Annotated in this window: 14 protein-coding genes; 7 read left to right on the top strand and 7 right to left on the bottom strand. The window is 61.3% G+C overall.

Going from position 1 to position 18,411, the window contains the following annotated elements:
• Positions 1–4 precede the first annotated feature (4 nt).
• Positions 5–1,006, bottom strand: a complete 1,002-nt coding sequence (locus HMPREF3157_RS01510) for a LacI family DNA-binding transcriptional regulator (protein ID WP_070435322.1) — start codon at positions 1,004–1,006, stop codon at positions 5–7.
• Positions 1,007–1,211: 205 nt separating this feature from the next.
• Between HMPREF3157_RS01510 and HMPREF3157_RS01505 the strand changes: the two genes are divergently transcribed.
• The 5 genes from HMPREF3157_RS01505 to HMPREF3157_RS01485 all read left to right on the top strand — a co-directional run bounded on the left by HMPREF3157_RS01505 (position 1,212) and on the right by HMPREF3157_RS01485 (position 8,758).
• Positions 1,212–2,486, top strand: a complete 1,275-nt coding sequence (locus HMPREF3157_RS01505) for a sugar ABC transporter substrate-binding protein (RefSeq protein WP_034372695.1) — start codon at positions 1,212–1,214, stop codon at positions 2,484–2,486.
• Between the two features lie 117 nt (positions 2,487–2,603).
• Complete coding sequence (locus HMPREF3157_RS01500; protein ID WP_070435321.1) at positions 2,604–4,187, top strand: ABC transporter permease subunit; 1,584 nt, start codon at positions 2,604–2,606, stop codon at positions 4,185–4,187.
• 23 nt (positions 4,188–4,210) lie between these two features.
• Positions 4,211–5,107: a sugar ABC transporter permease gene (locus HMPREF3157_RS01495; RefSeq protein ID WP_070435320.1), complete on the top strand. Its 897-nt coding sequence runs from the start codon at positions 4,211–4,213 to the stop codon at positions 5,105–5,107.
• A gap of 34 nt (positions 5,108–5,141) precedes the next feature.
• Complete coding sequence (locus HMPREF3157_RS01490; protein ID WP_070435319.1) at positions 5,142–7,064, top strand: alpha-amylase family glycosyl hydrolase; 1,923 nt, start codon at positions 5,142–5,144, stop codon at positions 7,062–7,064.
• 65 nt (positions 7,065–7,129) lie between these two features.
• Positions 7,130–8,758, top strand: a complete 1,629-nt coding sequence (locus HMPREF3157_RS01485; RefSeq protein WP_070435318.1) for a glycoside hydrolase family 13 protein — start codon at positions 7,130–7,132, stop codon at positions 8,756–8,758.
• A gap of 79 nt (positions 8,759–8,837) precedes the next feature.
• Here HMPREF3157_RS01485 and HMPREF3157_RS01480 read toward each other — a convergent pair whose 3' ends face one another.
• From HMPREF3157_RS01480 to HMPREF3157_RS01455, 6 genes are all read right to left on the bottom strand, one after another.
• The gene (locus tag HMPREF3157_RS01480; protein WP_070435317.1) at positions 8,838–9,638 is read right to left on the bottom strand and encodes an IclR family transcriptional regulator; all 801 of its coding nucleotides are present in this window, start codon (positions 9,636–9,638) and stop codon (positions 8,838–8,840) included.
• Positions 9,639–9,712: 74 nt separating this feature from the next.
• The gene (locus tag HMPREF3157_RS01475; RefSeq protein ID WP_070435316.1) at positions 9,713–11,467 is read right to left on the bottom strand and encodes a BCCT family transporter; all 1,755 of its coding nucleotides are present in this window, start codon (positions 11,465–11,467) and stop codon (positions 9,713–9,715) included.
• Positions 11,468–11,505: 38 nt separating this feature from the next.
• Positions 11,506–12,348 carry a creatininase gene (locus HMPREF3157_RS01470; RefSeq protein WP_016664281.1) on the bottom strand — a complete coding sequence of 281 codons (843 nt, stop codon included), beginning with the start codon at positions 12,346–12,348 and terminating at the stop codon, positions 11,506–11,508.
• A gap of 117 nt (positions 12,349–12,465) precedes the next feature.
• Complete coding sequence (locus HMPREF3157_RS01465) at positions 12,466–13,713, bottom strand: aminopeptidase P family protein (protein WP_070435315.1); 1,248 nt, start codon at positions 13,711–13,713, stop codon at positions 12,466–12,468.
• A gap of 240 nt (positions 13,714–13,953) precedes the next feature.
• On the bottom strand, positions 13,954–14,703 hold the full coding sequence (locus tag HMPREF3157_RS01460) for a cysteate racemase (RefSeq protein ID WP_016664279.1): 750 nt from the start codon (positions 14,701–14,703) through the stop codon (positions 13,954–13,956).
• Positions 14,703–16,013: a carboxylate--amine ligase gene (locus tag HMPREF3157_RS01455; RefSeq protein WP_070435314.1), complete on the bottom strand. Its 1,311-nt coding sequence runs from the start codon at positions 16,011–16,013 to the stop codon at positions 14,703–14,705. The genes HMPREF3157_RS01460 and HMPREF3157_RS01455 overlap by 1 nt, the downstream gene beginning before the upstream one ends.
• Before the next feature lie 305 nt (positions 16,014–16,318).
• Here HMPREF3157_RS01455 and HMPREF3157_RS01450 point away from each other — a divergent pair, with 305 nt between their 5' ends.
• Together HMPREF3157_RS01450 and HMPREF3157_RS01445 are read left to right on the top strand one after the other, a co-directional pair.
• Positions 16,319–17,617, top strand: coding sequence for a glycosyltransferase family 4 protein (locus HMPREF3157_RS01450; RefSeq protein ID WP_210386251.1), 1,299 nt, complete (start codon positions 16,319–16,321; stop codon positions 17,615–17,617).
• Positions 17,614–18,399 (top strand): TVP38/TMEM64 family protein, encoded by a 786-nt coding sequence (locus tag HMPREF3157_RS01445; protein ID WP_016664276.1) that lies wholly within the window; start codon positions 17,614–17,616, stop codon positions 18,397–18,399. Before HMPREF3157_RS01450 ends, HMPREF3157_RS01445 begins: the two co-directional genes overlap by 4 nt.
• Positions 18,400–18,411 lie beyond the last annotated feature (12 nt).

The following is an 18,411-nucleotide window of genomic DNA, read 5'->3' as shown; positions in this document are numbered from 1 at the left end:
CCTTTTAGCCTATCGTGTTCGCGGGCGGTGAGGTGGTTTGTCGAACCACGAGCTCGGGACGGACAACGTAGACGGCGCGAGGGGCTTGCCTCGACTCCCCCGTTGCACTGCTCACGCTTCGTATGGCGGTACGCGCGATGGCCGGCACCGGTTGGCGAATTGTTGTAAGCGCGGGAGTATGGTGCGCCGCGAGCGGAATATCGTCGTACCCCACGACCGACATGTCCGCGGGCACTTGGAGCCCAAGATCACGAATCGCTGCGATTGCCCCGAGCGCCATTTGATCACTCCCGCACACCATGGCCGTGCATCCTTGGTCGTAGAGCTCAAGTGCGGCCTGGTAACCACCCGCAAACGAAAAATCGGTGTAGGCGACGCATCCGAACTCGTGGGGCCAGTGCTCCTCGAACGCCGCGACCTTGCCGCGTACCGGCCACGAGTGCTCGTCGCCAACCGCGAGGCCCACGCGCACGTGACCGAGGTGCCGCAAGTGCTCGAGCGCGAGAAAGACCGCTTTCGAATCATCGGTGCTGATGAAACTCGCGTCCAGCCCGGGGCGCACCCCGTTAATGAGGCAGAGCTTGATGCCGCGTTCGGCGCACGCGATGTAGTGATCGATGCTCGTTTCATCGTGCGCGTGCTGACCCGAGACAAGAACGATCCCGCGCGCGCCGGCGCGTATGAGGCGCTCCATGGAGGCGGCTTCTTGCGCCTCGCTTCGCGCGTTGATGCTCACGAGAGTCTCGAGGTCCGCGGCGTAGGCCTCAGCTTCGAGGCGCTCGAGAAAGAGCGGGAAGACCGGGTTTTCCATGTTGGGCATGACAAGGCCTACGAGAGGCGCCGCATCATCGATTGCGCCGTCGGTGCGACCGAGCAGGCGCGCGACTGAAAGAACCTTGTCGCGAGTTGCGGCGTTGACACCGGGTTTGCCCGCAAGGACGCGCGACACGGTTGCTTCACTCACGTGCGCTTTGCGCGCTATATCGATGAGTCGCACCTTCGCCATACGGTCCCTCCAGGGCCAAAAGTGTCGCGCGTGGAGCGGCGTCCACATTGGTAAACCATGCGCGCGAGCTGAATTATCGAGCTGCAAGTTTCTTGCGATCTTTCTGATATTTTTGCACAACTTTCGCTTTCACGCTACGGTGAAAGCACGACATACCCCCGTCGCCCCGCGCCTACGCGGGTCCACCATTTCAAAGGAGAACACGGTGAAGATTCGCCGCAAGACTTTCCTCGCTGCAAGCGCAGCAACCATCGGCGCTACTGCCCTCGCCGCATGTGGCGGCGACAAATCGGGCTCGAACTCCTCGGGCGCCTCGGACGGCGGCGCGGGTGGCGATGAGTCCAAAGCCCCAGAACGTGCCGACGCCGACCTCGTCATCTGGACCGATGAGAAGAAGGCCAACTCCCTCAAGGACGCCGCAGCCAAGTGGGGCGAGGCAAACGGTATGACCGTTGCCGTGCAGATCGTGGCGACCGACCCGCAGGCGAACTTCATCACCGCGAACCAGGCCGGCAATGGCCCCGACATGATCCTCGCGGCCCACGACTGGATCGGTAACCTCATCCAGAACTCCGCCATCACCCCGGTTCAGCTGAGCGCGAAGGCAACCGAAGCCATCGACGAAATCGGCATGAAGGCCGCAACGTACGAGGGCCAGGTGTACGGCCTCCCCTACGCCGTCGAAACCCTCGTCCTCTACTCGAACAATGCCCTCACGGACGTTCCCGAACCGAAGACCATCGAGGAACTCGTTGAAGCCGGCAAGGCCTCGGGCGCCGAGGACATCCTCTCCCTCCCGATCGGCGAAGAGGGCGACGCCTACCACATGGAGCCCCTCTACACGTCGGGTGGAGGCTACCTCTTCGGTAGGACCGCCGAGGGCGACGCGGATCCTTCAGACATCGGCGTGGGCAAGGAAGGCTCGATCGCTGCCGGCGAGAAGCTCAAGGAACTCGGCGCCGAAGGTGTTCTCAAGACCTCGATCACCGGCGAGAACTCGATCGCGCGCTTTACCGACGGCAAAGCCGCCTACCTCATCTCGGGCCCCTGGGCACTCGCAGACATCCAGAAGGCCGGTATGGACTACACGATGAGTGCGATTCCTGGCTTCGAAGGCATGAACCCGGCCGAGCCGTTCGCTGGTGTCAACCTCTTCTTCGTTGCCGCCAACGGTAAGAACGCGGTCAACGCCCAGACCTTCATCCAGTCCATCGCCGAGGATTCGACCGTGATCGAGGAAATGTTCCCGATCAACCCGCTTCCCCCGGTCAACAAGGAAATCCAGGAGAAGCTCGCGGGCGAGCATCCCGACATGATCAAGAACGCTGAGTTCGCCTCGAAGGCGCTGCCGATGCCCGCGATCCCCGCTATGGCCGCTGTGTGGCAGCCGCTCGGAATCGCCCAGGCCAACATCGTCAAGGGCGCCGACCCTAAGGACGCCATGGAGTCCGCAGGCGAACAGATCAAGTCGCAGATCTGATCCCCACGAACGATCTCCCGTGATACTCACGCGCGCGAGCAGGGCGCACGGCTTCGGCCGCCGCCTTGTCCGCGCGCGTGACCCCTTACTTCGCCCCTTTAGGAAGGGTCCACGCCCATGACCGCAACGGATGCGCCCGCGTTCAAGGAACGCTCCACGTCGCTCTTGCCCCTTATCCTCAAAATCGTCTTCCTCGGCGCGGTGCTCGCAACCGCGTGCTGGCTTGTGCCCGTGCTGATCGGCCTCAAGCTGTGGATGTGGCTCGCGATCACCATCGTCGTCACGATCGCGATTTTCTGCATCTACTCGACTAAACGCTTCATCCCCGCGAAGTACATCTTCCCGGGAACGTTCTTCCTTCTGATCTTCCTCATTACGCCGATCCTCCTCACCGTGAACTACTCGTTCACGAACTACGGTGACGGCACGCGCGGCACGAAGGAACAGGCGATCGCTTCGATCACCGGCAATTCGGTGAAAGAAGTTGAAGGATCGACGCGCTTCAACGCGAGCGTTGCGACGACCGGCACCGCCGCCGACGGCCCGTTCGAGCTGTATCTCGTGAATCCAGAAACGGGAGAGATCTTCCACGGAAGCACCGAGCAGCCGCTTGAGAAGGTCGATCCGGCCAACGTCAAAGTCGAGAATAAACGCGTCGTTGAGGCCGGCAAGGGCGTCCAGATCCTCACAAACAAGGAGATCAACCAGGCAGGAAAGAAGGTCCTCGAGATCGCCGTTGAAAAGAGCGATACAGAGGCGATCCGCCTGCTCACTCCGACGATGGCCTTCGAGGGTACGAAGGTCATGCGCTATGACGAGGCGTCCGACACGATCACGAATTCCGAAACGGGCGAGACCTGGTCGATCAAGAAGGTCGGAAGCAGCGAGAAGTTCGTCAGCGACAAGACGGGGCAGGCGCTCTCACAGGGCTGGCTCCAAGGCGTCGGTCTCGATAACTACGCGCGCCTGTTCACGAATGGCAAGATCGGCGCGCAGTTCTTCAAGGTGTTCCTGTGGACCCTCGCGTTCGCATTCCTGAGCGTCGCTACGACGTTTATCTTGGGGCTTTTCCTCGCGCTTGTCCTCAACGACGACCGCCTCAAGGGTAAGCGCCTGTACCGCTCCTTCCTGCTCCTTCCGTACGCGGTCCCGGGCTTCATTTCGCTGCTCATCTGGTCGAACTTCTACAACAAAGACTTCGGCCTCATCAATAACTTGCTCCACCTCGACATCAACTGGCTCGGGGATCCGACGATGGCGAAGGCCGCGGTGCTGCTCACGAACCTCTGGATGGGTTTCCCCTACATGTTCATCATTTGCACGGGCGCTCTCCAGTCGATTCCGGAGGACATCAAGGAGGCCGCTCGCATCGATGGCGCGAGCCGCTTCCAGACAACGGTTCGGGTTATCGCCCCGCTTCTGCTCGTCGCCGTTGCGCCCCTGCTCGTGTCGTCGTTCGCGTTCAACTTCAATAACTTCAACGCGATCCAGTTGCTTACGGGTGGCGGCCCGTTCGGCCAGGGCGAATACACGGCCGGCGGAACCGACATTCTCATTTCGATGATTTACCGCATCGCGTTCGGCGGTTCCGGCGCCGATTTCGGCTTCGCCTCGGCGGTGTCGGTCGCACTGTTCTTCATCACGGGTCTTCTCGCCGCGCTGCAGTTCCGCGCGACGCGAGTGCTCGAGGACTTCAACTAGGGCGCGCGAGGTAGGAGAAAACAATGTCTAAGAACAATCCTCAAGGCTTCGAGCGTTCCAACAAGATGCCCTTCGGCCGATGGTGCGCCGAAATCGGGTGGCGTCATCTCGTGGGTATTGCCGCGATGATTTTCGCGGCGATCCCGATCCTCTACGTGATCTCTGCGTCGCTCAACCCGCTCGGCACGGTCAGCTCGACCTCGGTGATCCCGACGCAGTTCAGCCTCGTGCATTTCGAAACCCTCCTGAGCGGTGCACGCGGAAACTTCTTGCAGTGGGTCCTGAATACGGTCATCGTCTGCGCGGTCGTCTCGTTCACGCAGATCTTCCTGTCGCTGCTTGCGAGCTATGCCTTCAGCCGAATGCGGTTCAAGGGCCGCCGCGGAGGTCTCCTCGCGCTTTTGCTCGTCATGATGTTCCCGGCGATTCTCTCGATGATTGCGGTGTACACGATGATCGCGGATCTCGGTCAGGCGATTCCGTTCCTTGGCCTCAACTCGCTTCCGGGCTACATCATCGTGATGCTCGGTGGCTCGCTCGGCCAGGTGTGGCTCATCAAGGGCTTCTTCGACACTGTTCCGAAGGAACTCGACGAAGCCGCAATCATTGATGGCGCGAGCCACTGGCAGGTGTTCTGGCGCATTCTCGTGCCGACCCTCACGCCGATTCTCGCCACAACGTTCGTGCTATCCCTCGTGGGTGTCATGAGCGACTTCCTCCTCGGCTCGATCTTCCTCACGGATGACAGCAAGAAGACTCTCGCGGTGGGGCTCTACGGCATGCTCCAGGGCGATCGCTCGAATAACCTCGGCATTTTTGCCGCTGGTGCGGTCATGACGATGGTTCCAGTGATCGCGCTGTACCAATTCCTCCAGAAGTACATCGTGGGCGGTTCGACCGCCGGCGCCGTGAAGGGCTGATCGCTGCGTGAGACCGTACCAAGAGGACTCAGCCGTGCTTTTGGCGCACGAACCCTTCCACGACAACTCGCGCGTTGGGGTCCCCTCCCGGGCCGCGGGGCTCGACGCATCCGTTCCGCTTCGCGTGTGGGTTCCCGATTCGGTACAGGATCCGACGGTTGTTTTGCGCCAGTTGATGGATGGAGAGCCCAGGTTCGTCACGTGCACACGGGGCGATGCCGACGGTGCCGGACACTGGTTTGAGGCCGAGCTTCTCGCGCGCAATCCCGTGACGAGGTATCGCTTCCTCGTAACGGGTCGCGAAGATGGGCAACCGGTGTACGAGTGGCTTACGGCCGCGGGGATCGCCGATCACGATGTCTCCGACGCCCACGATTTCACGTATCTCGCGAGCGGCTCGAAGGCCCCTGAGTGGCTTGAGGGCGCGATCGTGTACCAGGTGTTCCCGGACCGTTTCGCACGTTCGGTCTCGAGCGGGGAACTTCCCGTGCACGAGCTTCCCGAGTGGGCACTCCCTATGAAGTGGGACGAGCCGTGCGAGGAGAACGGCGAGCGCAACGGTCGCCAAATCTACGGTGGCGACCTCAAAGGCCTCGAAGAGAGGCTTGGCTACCTGCAGGATCTTGGCGTTAGTGTCGTGTACATGTGCCCGATTTTCCCGGCAGGTTCGGCGCATCGCTATGACGCCTCGACGTTCGAGTACGTCGATCCTCTACTGGGCGGCAACGAGGCCCTGGTTTCGCTCACCCGGGCCGCTCATGCGCGCGGCATGAAGATCGTCATGGACCTCACGACAAACCACACGGGCAATACCCACGAGTGGTTCGCACGAGCGCAGGCTGACGCGACGAGTGAAGAAGCAGGCTTCTACTTTTTCACAGAGCACCCCGATCGCTACGACGGCTGGCTCGGCATCGATTCGCTCCCGAAGCTCGATTACGAGAGCGCCTCGCTTCGCGAGCGTATGTACGCGAGCGAGAATTCGATCGTGCGCCGCTACCTCGAGCCCCCGTTTAACGTGGACGGCTGGCGCATCGACGTTGCGAACATGACGGGTCGCCACGGCGCGCAGGATCTCACGCACGAGGTTGCCCGCGAAATCCGCGAGGCAATGCGAGAGGACACGTGGCTTGTCGCCGAGCATTTCCACGACGCCTCAGCCGACCTCGCCGGTGATGGCTGGGATGGCGCGATGAACTACACCGGCTTCACGAAGCCGCTGTGGGCGTGGCTGAGCCCGCAGAGCTCCTCGGTAATGTGGCTCGGGCTCCCCATGCGCGTACCGCAGCTTCCCACACGTGCAGTTCTTGCAAGTCTGCGCGACTACAACGCTCAGCTCACCTACGAAGCTCGCCTTCATTCACAAAATCAACTGTGCTCGCACGACACGGCACGCAGCCGCACCGTGTTCGCCGACCCTGATCGCCACGCGGCCGCCCTCGGCGCGCTCGTTGGTTTCCCGGGTATCCCCACCCTTTTTGCCGGGGACGAGCTCGCACTCGAAGGTAACAACGGCGAGCACTCACGCACCCCGATGCCGTGGGGGGCTATCGATACCGGCGCTCTCCCCGACAAGACGCAGCGTTGGCAAGAGCTCACCAGGCGGGTTTTTGCGGCGCGCCACGCATTTCGAGCGCTGCAAAGCGGCGGCATGCGCTGGCTGCACGCTGGGCGTGACTCTCTGACCTTCATACGCACCGATGAACAAGAGCCGGTTCTCGTCCATCTTGCGCGAGCGGCGCACGGCGAGATCGCTCTTCCCGAATCGCTCGTACTTGCTTCCGCCAGCGGGCACGACCGCGCCGCGGTGTGCTCCCAGGGCCTCACTCTCGAGATCGCGGGCTCCACACGTGGAGAGCAGCCGTCGGAACACACACTGACCCTGCGCGCCGAACGCGCGGGCTTCGCCCTCGTGCCCTTGCGACCCCTCACGGCCGCACCCTCTCGCGGCCACTGAGCCGCCCCCAACTGTTCCCGCCCGCACCTCGTGGGCACCACGTACAACCCAAGGAGGATTTCCACATGGCCAACGAATGGTGGCGCGACGCCGTTGTTTATCAGGTGTATCCGCGCTCGTTCGCTGACTCAAACGGTGACGGCATGGGCGACTTGCCCGGCATCACCGCCAAGCTCGACTACCTCAAGGACCTGGGCGTCGATGCGCTGTGGCTCTCCCCGTTCTACACGTCCCCGCAAAAGGACGGCGGCTACGACGTCTCGAACTACACCGACGTTGATCCACGTTTCGGCTCGATCAGCGACGCCGACGACCTCATCGCCCGCGCACACGAGCTCGGTATCAAAGTGATCGTCGACATCGTTCCGAACCACTCGAGCGATCAGCACGAGCTGTTCCAGAAGGCCCTTGCGGCAAAGCCCGGCTCGCCTGAACGCGATATGTACATGTTCCGCGACGGCAAGGGCGAAAACGGCGAACTTCCGCCGAACAACTGGCAGTCGATTTTCCACGGCAGCGCCTGGACTCGCATCACGGAGGCCGACGGTCAGCCGGGCCAGTGGTACCTCCACATTTTCGATACCTCTCAGCCCGACTGGAACTGGGAGAACCCCAAGGTCCACGAACTGTTCGAGGGCGTTTTGCGTTTCTGGATGGAGCGCGGGGCCGACGGCTTCCGCGTGGACGTCGCGCACGGCATGGTGAAGCCCGAGGGACTTCCCGATGCGCCCGAGGCCACGGAAACCGCGATGCTCGATACGGGCGATGACGACGACGTCCCCGTGTACTTCGATCAGGACGGCGTGCATGAGATCTACCGCGAGTGGCGCGCAATCATGAACGAATACGACGGCGATCGCATGATGGTCGCCGAGGCTTGGGTTCCCAAGAACCGCCAGCACCTCTACGTGCGCCCCGACGAAATGCATCAGATCTTCAACTTCGGGTTCTTGCAGGCCGGTTGGAGCGTCGAGACCCTCACGTCGGCGATCATGGAGCCGCTGACCTTCGCGAATGAAGTTGGTGCGCCCACGACGTGGGTGCTGTCCAACCACGATACGATCCGCCACGCGACCCGCTACGGCTTCGATCACGGCTACCGCTTCGGCGAGGGCCTCTCACGCGAGGAAAACCCCGACTTTGAGCTTGGCGTGCGCCGCGCACGCGCCGCCACGGCCCTCATGCTGGCCCTGCCCGGATCGGCGTACATCTACCAGGGTGAAGAGTTTGGTCTTCCCGAGGTCGCGGACATCCCCGACGAGCTTCGCGAAGACCCTGCCCACAAGCGCGCAGGTGTTCCGGGCCGCGACGGCTGCCGCGTGCCGCTCCCCTGGGAAAAGAATGCTCCCGCCTACGGCTACTCCCCGACGGGCAAGGCGTGGCTCCCCCAGCCCGAGATCTTTGGCGAACTCGCCGCAGACCAGCAGGCTGGAAAGCCCGATTCGACGCTCGAGATGTACCGCACGGCCCTGCACCTGCGTCGCGAACTCGAGCTCGGCAAGGGCACCGACGTTACGATCAACGATTCCCTCGGTGAGGGCATCCTCTCGCTCACCTCGGGTCCCATCACGGTGCTAGTCAATACGACCGATCAGGATCACGCCCTTCCCGAAGGAGCCGAGGTCGTCTTCGCTTCCGTTCCCGACGCGAAGACCATCCTCGCCGCAAACTCAACGGTGTGGATCAAGAAGTAAGCACCGCCCGCCTGTAGGCGATCGACGCAAAACCGGAAGGCGTCGGACCCGGAACCCACCGGGCCCGGCGCCCGCCTTTTTAACGAAAGTTCTCGGGCGTAAACCCCATGCTGCGCCCCACTGTTTCCGCGGCTTCGCGCACAGCTGGGCAGAGAGTGTCGATTCTTTCCTCCGAGGTCCGGAACGCAGGTGCGGCGAGGAGAAGCGCCCCCACGATCCCTCCGCGGTGATCGAAGATAGGGCTTGCGATACCGACCTCGTCTGCGTTCGAATCACGGTTGTTGACCGCGTAGAGGCGCTCGCGAATCTCGGCGCAATGCTGATCGTAGGACTCTTTGCTCCAGCCGAGTACCGCCGGCTGAACTTCGTCAACTCCCTCGACTTTCAGGCCGGGCTCTCCCCCGCCCCATGCGTGGAAGACTCGCACGGTTGCGTGGGCGAGCGACAGGTAGCGCGTGCCGATCGGGGTGACGTGGCGGATCATTTCGGTGCCCTGCACCTGCTCGACCACGATCGCCTCTACCCCGTCGAATACGCACAGCGACACCGTCTCGCGGGTCTGTCCAGCGAGTTCTTTCATGGTGGGGTACGCGAGCGAGCGCAGATCCAAGTGCGATAGGAGCGGGCCAACGATCGACAAAAGCCCCCAGTTCAGTCGGTACTTTTTCGTCTCGGGGTTTTGCGCAACCATGCGTTCAGCCTCGAGGGTGCGCAAGGTCCGTGACACGCTCGACTTGTGAAGCCCGACGGCCTCCGCAATTTCGGTGACGCCGCATTCGGGTTCATCGACCGTGAAGCATCGAAGGATTGCGGCGACGGTCGAAATGGTGGAATTCGAACGCGGGGCCTGGGGCGCGGAGTGTGTGGTCGTTTTCGTCATGACGGCTCCATGCTAATCACCACGAGAGGGACCCCGTACAAAGCGGGGCCCTCTCGCCCATCGTGTGGCGAGCGTTATTCCTTCTCGGGAAGCCTCGGGATGTTGGCGGGAATCTCCTCCGGCGGAAGCGGAAGGCCGTGCTCATCAACCGTGAAGTCCTCGGGGCGAACCTCGGGGTCGTTGACCTCACGCTCGAGCAAGCGGGTCTCGCGGTCGCGGTGCCGCAAACGCCTGAAAAGGTTGATGATCATGAGCAGCACCACGAACGAGAATGGGAACGCACCGATGATCGTTCCGGTCTGCACGGTGTCCACAACCGAGTCGGAGCCGAGCGAAAGGAGCACAATCGCGACAACGGCGATCGAGACAACAAGCACGACCCTGAACGCGCTGCTCGCCTTCTTCGGCGCATTCACGAACTCCGCGAGCGCGTACGTGCCTGAATCAAGAGAGGTCACGTAGTAGGTGCCCACGAGGACGGTCGCCACGATAATGAGGATCGTACCGATGAAGGGGATCATGCCAAGCATTTCAAAGAGGCCCGCAGCATTATCGATCCCGACCGCTTCGGTGACAGCACCGCCGCTCTTCTCGTCGTAGAACATCCCGGCCGAGGCGATGATGCCCACCCAGACCATGACGATAATCGACGGCACGATCGTCACCCCGACGACGAACTCGCGGATCGTGCGGCCACGCGAAATGCGCGCAATGAAGCCGGCAACGAAGGGGCTGAATGCAATCACCCAGCACCAGATGAACACGGTCCACCAGCCGTTCCAGCTGTCCTGCCACGAATCGATCGGGGTCATCGTGAGTTCGGGCGCCGTAAAGAAGCTCATAGAAAGGAAGTTGCTGATGAAACTTCCCGAGGTTTGCACAAGGTTCGAGAGGATATAGACGGTGGGTCCGAAAAGAAGCACACCGAGCACGAGAACGACCGAAAGAATCGTGTTGAGCTCGGAAATGCGTTTCATTCCTTTATCCACACCCATGAAGGCGGAGAATGCTGCAAGAACAGCGAACACAGCGATCACGATGAGCCACACCGTATTGCCGCTTTCCAGACTCGTGAGCGAGCTTAGACCCGAAGAGAACTGAATGGCGGCAAACGAGAAGCTCGTTGCAAGACCGAGAACGGTCGCGATGATCGCAAGCATCTCGATGACCACGCCGGCGGGGCGCTGCGCCTTCTTAGGAAGGATGTCGACGGTCGCCTCCCTGAAGGTGAGGGTTTTGCCGAGGTTGTGGTGCGAGTAGGCAAGGCACGCAGCGATACCGCCATAGATCGCCCACGCCGTAAAGCCCCAGTGGAAGTATGTCCACACGATTCCGCCCTCGCCCGGGTTCCCCGTGATCGGGAGGATCGCCGCATCTTCCTTCATCATGATCGGCTGCGCGAGTGACCAGAAAATGAGGCCAATGCCCTGCCCGCAGGCGAAGAGCATCGAATACCACGCGAAAGCCGAGTGCTCGGGCTTCGCTTTCGGACCTCCGAGGCGCACCTTGCCGAGCTTCGAAAACGTCAACCACACGCACAGGGCGACCGCGAGCACCGAGTAGGCGACGAAATACCAGGTCCACCCCGCCGTGATCTGTGTGCGAAGGCCATCGATCACGTTCGCGGTTCCGTCGGGGTTGACGACGACCGCAATGACAACGCACACGATAAGGATCGGTGGAAGCGCCTTAATGATGAGCGAATCGATAGGTGGAATGATCGAACCGCGGAAGCGAGGAAGCTGCACCTCCGTGGTCTGAGTGCACGGCTCCTCGAGCGAATGCTCTGGCCCAGCCTGATCCGGTTCGGGCGTTCTCGGTCGGGGCATAGTTCTATCCTTCGTTGAGGGCGGACGCTTGTAAGCGCTTAGGTGAGGTTCAGTTCTTGGAGGAGGTCAGCAGCGATAGCAGAGGCCGCTGCACAAAAGAGCCACTCCCCTTTTTCGCGGCTGGCCCCTCGCGGTGACGAGAGGCAGCCCGTTTCGGGCGTACGCCCCGGTACGACGGGGAGACGGTCGAAGCGAGGAAGATCAGCTGCGGGGTGATCGATCATCAGGGATTCATTCACGAGACTCGGGTAAAGGCGCATCATAAGAGCAGTTTCGAGAACACCCCCGTGCTCGATGTCCCATCCCGGGAAGCCGTCGGGATAGACCTTCGCGAGCGTCGCGTCATCTACATAGTCCCAATAGCTAAGTAAGAGCGCGCTGCGCTCGGAGCCCTGCACGATCCCGAGGTCCCGAAGGGCAAGATCCACGCCTTCGTAGAGGAATTGATAGTTCTCATAGTGTCCGTTGACGAACACCACGCTGCTTACCCCCTGCGCGAAAAAACCGCGCGTGATGTCACGTGCGTAGCTCGTGAGAGTCTCGGCATCGAGGCTAATTGTGCCGGGGAGGTGATTACCCCCGCCGGACTTTTGCTGCGATTTATAGCCGTATACGAACGGCTGCGCGACTTTTACCGGGTCAACGTCACCATGCGCCTTGGCGTTGACGAGATCGCACGCTCCGCGTGCCACGGCGTGCGAGAGAAGTGCGTCGGTACCGAGTGGCATGTGGGGGCCGTGCTGCTCGAGAGCGCCAACGGGGATGAGCACGACGGAGCGCCCTCGACACCACGAGGCATAGTCGGGGGCTGCGGTAAAAGCGAGGTCGCGTTCGGGACGTGGGGATACGGCGGTGTCGAGAATAGTCGGGTCGATGTCCACGGTTGGCTCCTGGAGATGGGGCGGGATGAATCGAATCGGGCGCAACTAACGAAAAAGCGTACGCGGCGCGGCCACGATGCGGTGGCCGCACCGCGTGTTAGCTCAAGATGCGAGACTTCAGGCCGGGATGATGTTCTTCTCCGGGCCGTACGGGAACTTCGTAATGTTCTCTACACCATCTTCGCCGACCACGAGAATGTCGTGCTCACGGTAGCCACCCGCGCCGGGCTCGCCCTCGGGAATCGTGATCATCGGCTCCATCGACACAACCATGCCGGGTTCGATCACGGTATCGATGTCTTCGCGCAGCTCAAGCCCTGCCTCACGGCCGTAATAATGCGAGAGCACACCGAACGAGTGGCCGTAGCCAAAGGTGCGCTTCGGCAAGAGGCCGTAGCCCACGTAAATCTTGTTCAGCTCAGCGGCGATATCCTTGCACACCGCACCTGGTTTGATGAGCTCGAGGCCCGCCTCGTGAACCTCCACGTTGATGTCCCAGTATCGGCGTGCTTCGGGGCTCGGCTCTCCCACGAACAGTGTGCGTTCCAGGGCCGTGTAGTAGCCCGAGGTCATCGGGAAGCAGTTGAGCGAGAGAATGTCGCCCGCCTCAAGCTTGCGCGTGGTCGGCCAGTTGTGCGCGCCGTCGGTGTTGATGCCTGACTGGAACCACACCCACGTGTCACGCACCTCTCGATGCGGGAAGGTCTTGGCGATTTCATGCACCATCGCTTCGGTGCCGGCAAGTGCAACCTCATACTCGGTCACGCCCGGGCGAATTGCCTCGCGGATCGCCTCGCCACCGAGGTCTGCGATGCGTGCGCCGTGCTTGATGACCTCAATCTCCTCAGCGCTCTTAAACATTCGCTGACGCATGGATTCGAGCGAGATATCTACGAGCTCTGCGCCGCTTAGGGCATTCTCGAGGCGACTGCGCAAGAGCGTGGGAAGGGAGTCATCCTCGACACCGACACGCTTTGGCGAGACTCCTGCGCGGCGGAGCGCCTCACGAATGCCCTCGTAATAGTTATCGCGGTTCCAATCGGTGTACACGATGTTGTCACCGTAACTTGTGCGCCACGGCATGCCCGCATCGATATTGGCGGAGATCGTGCACGTGTTCTCCTGCGTCACGACGAAGGCGTAGTGCCGACCGAAGTACGTGAAGAGAAAGTCGGAGTAGTACTTGATGCCGTGGAAACTCGTGAGCACAACAGCGTCGAGATCCTTTGCGGCCATGATGTCCCGAAGACCGCTGATGCGGCGTTCCATTTCAGCGTCGGAGAAGGTGAGCTTCTGCTTTTCGCCATTCTGGATGGTCTTGAGGGCTTCGAGTTCGGATACGGAGGTAGCGGGTTTCTCAGTCATGGAGTTCTCCTTAATTCACGCGAAGTCTCGCGGATCGGTACGCAGCGCTGCGTATGTGCGATCGCGCGAATGCGCTGCGTTGAGCATCGTGCGATCGGCGCGGCCGGAGCCCGGCTGCTGTGCTCAAGGGCGCCGGGGCTATCACGTCACGAGAATCTATCTCGCGTTGCGCTAGTGGCAACCCTGTTGCATTACCAGTATGCACCTCTCTGCTGTGAATGTCACAGAAAAGGAAAAACTCTAATGAGCAAAGGCGGGAGTGAGCCGCTTGCCTGTCTTCTTGACCGTCGCCTTCGCGAGCTCACGCAGCGAGTCAACAATGCGCCTGTCGCCTGACATCGATTCCTTGTCGAAGATCAAACTCAGTTCGGTACATCCAAAGATCACCGCACCGGCACCAGCTGCCTCCATTGCGTCGATGATGCCCGAAAGGGCCGGGAGGTCGACGGGGCGGCCGGCTTTGACCTGGTCGTAGATGAGAGAGTTCACGACCTCTTGAACGTCCCGGTCGGGAACCATCGACGCGAGGCCCGCGCGCGCTAGCGCATCCTGGTAAACGTTTGCGTGAATATTGCCTTCAGTCGCAAAGATCGCAACCGGCGAATCCTCTGCTCGGCGCTCACGAAGACGTTTGGCGGCGGCTCGCACGGTGACCTCGACGATGGACAGCAGGTCCACCTGCGCAGTGGAATCGATCGCTTCGGCGTAGTGATGGGCGGTATTGCAGGGCAGCACAAGAAACGACGCTCCCGCATTCTCCAAAAACGCCGCATCGTGGGCAAGCACAGGGCCCGGGTCCTCCGCATGCGCTGCGTCGAGGATATGGCGCGTACGATCGGGGGTACTCGCGTGCTGCATTACGATGCAATCGATGTGGTCCTGGTCCGTTCGAGCAGCGGTCGCTCGCACAAGGACGTCCATGAACACGGCCGTTGCCCCGGGGCCTACCCCTCCAAGTACCCCTACGAAAGGGGTCTGCCACACCGTCATCACTTCTCCCCAGAGGCCTGTACGTCCGCGGTATCGGGCTTGTAGTGAGTGCGGAATTTTTTCACGTAGTTCACGAGAGCCGCGTAGTAGTAAAACCAGCGTTTCGGATCTTTTTCGACTCCGCGATAGTTGAGCGGATTCTTGACGCGCCTCGCTTTGAGTACGCGCTTGAGGATCGCGCGCGATTCGGGATCGCGGGTGTAGTGCTTGACGAGGGCCACCGGCACCACGGTGTAGAGCGTTTCTGGCTGGTCCTGAACAATCTCCCCCGGCTCTCCGAGGGCATCGAGGATGTGCTCGTTGACGTAGTAGGTGACGGGGTTGTGGCCGGCTGCGGTGATGTAGTAGTTCGATCGGCCAAGTCGGGGGTTAAGCTCAAAGAACACGGTTCGGCCCGTTCGCGGATCATACTTGAGGTCGAAGTTCGCGTAGCCGGTCCAACCGAGTTCACTCACAATTTTTTGGGCCTGTGCCACGGCTTCGCGATTGACGCCCGAAACGATCGCTGCGGGATTACCAATGGCGCCGGGAGTGTGCTCCTCGAGCAGCGTCCGCCCCCACGAGGCAAATCGGATACGGGAGTTACGGTCGCAATAGGCGGTGAGGATGCGCATGTTTTGATCGTCGCCGGGAATGAGGTCCTGAACGATGATCGCCTTGCGGTAGCCGGCCCCGTGGATCTTGGCAAAGAGTGAACGGAGATCCTGTTCGTTCGCTACCGTGTGGACCTTGGATTTCCCAACAAAACTCGTTCGCTTCCATGCCGAAACGTCGGCTGGTTTCGCGATTACGGGGTAGTTAAAGGGGAGGTCGAATGATTCAGGCACCCCCGCTGCGAGGTCGACGATCACCGTTTCGGGGTGGTCAACACCGAGCTTTTCGCACAGGCGCGTGAAGTTGTTCTTCTCGGTGCCGGCCTCGAACGCCTCGAGGCCCACGTACGGCACGATCCACGCGGGATCCATTGCTCCCAGCTCATCGCGGACACGGATGATGGATTTGACCGTGGCATCGGCGGAACCCAAAAGGATGACCTGAGCGTTCGGCCGCTCAGCCCCGATTTTCTCGGCAATTGCTGTGAGCGACGGTGCGAGCACGCCAGGGTCCATGGGATCCTCGCACAGCACGTTGTCGATAATCGCGCTCCTCGCGATCTGCCATCCAAGTTTCGCGCTCACAACGATCGACTTGACCCCGTACGCCTCGTGAAAGGCTCGCGCGAGTGAGTATGCGCCGATGTCACCCCCGACGATGACCGGTTGTATATCGAGCGCGGCCGCCGCTTCCGGCGAATTTTCCGTGTGCACCATAGCCGCGACTATATCGAGCCTCAAGCCCTCAGTTGCGTTCCCGCGCGCGTGACTTCGCGCAACTGAGGCTTTTCTCCCCGCACGCAATTCCGGGAAAACTCCGGGATGGCGTTCGCCGCCCCGAAACACAGGGCACATAGTCTCGAAGTGCGAAGCGTTGTGGCGACGCGCCCGCCTGCGGGTTTGCGGCCTCGCTTGCTGGCGGAGTCTCAGCCCCGCGGCTCGAGCAATATCAGTCTCGAGGATGATTGAGTCGATCCTCCAGACCGATGCGTCCACAGGCCTCCGCGACTCACGATGGAGACATGATGATGCACAGAAGTGAACGAGCACCCCTCAAGGTCCTCATTACAACCGACTGGTACGAGCCGGTTGTCAACGGGGTCGTGACGAGCGTTCTCACGCTCAAAAAGCAACTCGAGATGCTCGGGTGCGACGTACGAGTGCTGACTCTCGCGGAGTCCCTACGGTCCTCGTCGCGCGATGGCGTGTACCGCCTCGCATCGCTCAACGCTTCCATGTTTTACGATCACGCCCGTATTTCTGTGCTCCCCAACCGAAAGATCCGGCGGGAGATTGAGCAGTGGCACCCGGATGTTATTCATTCGCAGTGCGAGTTCTCGACCTTCCTATGGGCCAGAACGATCGCCAAGGCGCTCGACATCCCGATCGTGCACACCTATCACACGATTTACGAGGATTACACCCACTACTACGCGCCCACGAAAACCATGGGCAAGAAGATGATCACGGCCTTCTCGAAGAAGTTTTGCGAGCAGGTCAGTGCGGTGATCACGCCGACGGCAAAGGTCGAGAGGCTTCTTCGCGGCTACGGTGTCACACAGCCCATCGCCGTGATCCCCACGGGTCTCAATCTCTCGCGTTTCCACGCCGCTGAGATGAATGAGGACCTCGAGCGCAGCCGCGAGATTCGCCGCGAGCTTGGTATCGCTGAAGGCACGAAGGTTCTCCTATCGGTGTGCCGCCTTGCGAAAGAAAAGAGCGTCGACGACGTGCTGCGCCACCTCGCAAAGGCCCGCCCGGCCGAAACCGTATTTGTGCTGGTCGGTGACGGCCCGTCACGTAACGAACTCGAGGACCTCGTCGACCACCTCGGGATCAGGGATATGGTGCGTTTCGCGGGCTTCCGCGCTCCCGAGGAAGTCGCCGACTACTACCGCATGGCCGATCTCTTCGTTTCTGCCTCGCTCAGCGAAACCCAGGGCCTCACGTTCATCGAGGCCATGGCATGTGGAATCCCGCTCCTGTGCCGCAAGGATGACTCGCTCGACGGCGTGATCCTCGAAGGTAAAACTGGTTACACCTACGGGGACTCGACCCAGTTCGCCGCGCGCCTTGCCGACATCCTCGAAGACGATGCGCTGCGTGCCCGCATGGCAGCCTGCGCCGCCAAGCGCGCCGCCACAGTTTTCTCGGCGGAAGCTTTTGGACGATCCGCCAAAGAGGTCTACGAAAAGGTGCTCGCAAGCGTCGGAACCGGGCGCCGCCGCAGCCCGCTGAGCCTGAAGATTTCCACCCACCGCGAGAGCGTTACAAAGACGCCTCACCCCACGACCAATGGAGAAGAGCGCCTGGCCGCATGAGTGCACACGAGGACACCACGACCGCACCGACCGAAGACTCCTCGCCAGCGTTCCCGGGGGCCGAGAAACTTCCGTTCACTCCTACGGAACGTTCACGCACCAATATCGCTCCCGCGATCGAACCGCGTGAGGGGATGAGTGCGAAAGAGCACCATCAGTCGCGCTTCGGTGAGCACACCGCCGAACGCGTCACCGCCCACAAGAAGGCCATTCAGATCGCGGTCAAGGTCATGCCGTTCGTAGGGCTCGCGTTCTCGATCGGCCTCGTTGCGTGGGGTATCAAGACCGGCACGCTCGAGTCCCTCGATTCTCTTCAGGCGTACATCGACTCGCTCGGGATCTGGGGACCGATAGGTTTTATGGCGGCTAGCTTCGCCTCGGTGATGTTTCCCATCATCCCTGCCGGTCTCCTCGTGATCGCTGCTCCAATTCTGTTCGGGCCGATCGAGGGCACAATCTATAACTGGCTCGCGGTGTGCGCCGGCTCGCTCACCAATTTTATTGTGGCGCGCCAGGTGGGCATGGCTCTCATCGAGGCAATGTTTAGCGAGAAGACGATCGAAAAGTACCTCGGGTGGACGCGAAAATCCGGTTTCACGACCCTATTCGCAGCCGCGATCGTGCTGCCCATCGCCCCGGACGACCTCCTGTGCTACCTCGCCGGCACCACGAAAATGAAGTTCTCGACGTACACGTGGATCATCCTCCTGGGTAAGATCCCCACCCTCGTGGCATACGGGCTCGGCATTAGCGCGCTCGTGACCAATCTTCTCCCCTGGTAAGAGGGCACGTAC

Origin of the sequence: Dermabacter sp. HMSC06F07 (assembly GCF_001807345.1) — a bacterium.
Classification (GTDB): domain Bacteria; phylum Actinomycetota; class Actinomycetes; order Actinomycetales; family Dermabacteraceae; genus Dermabacter; species Dermabacter hominis.
The sequence above is the reverse complement of the archived record's forward strand: the minus strand, read 5'-3'. Positions and strand labels throughout refer to the sequence as shown.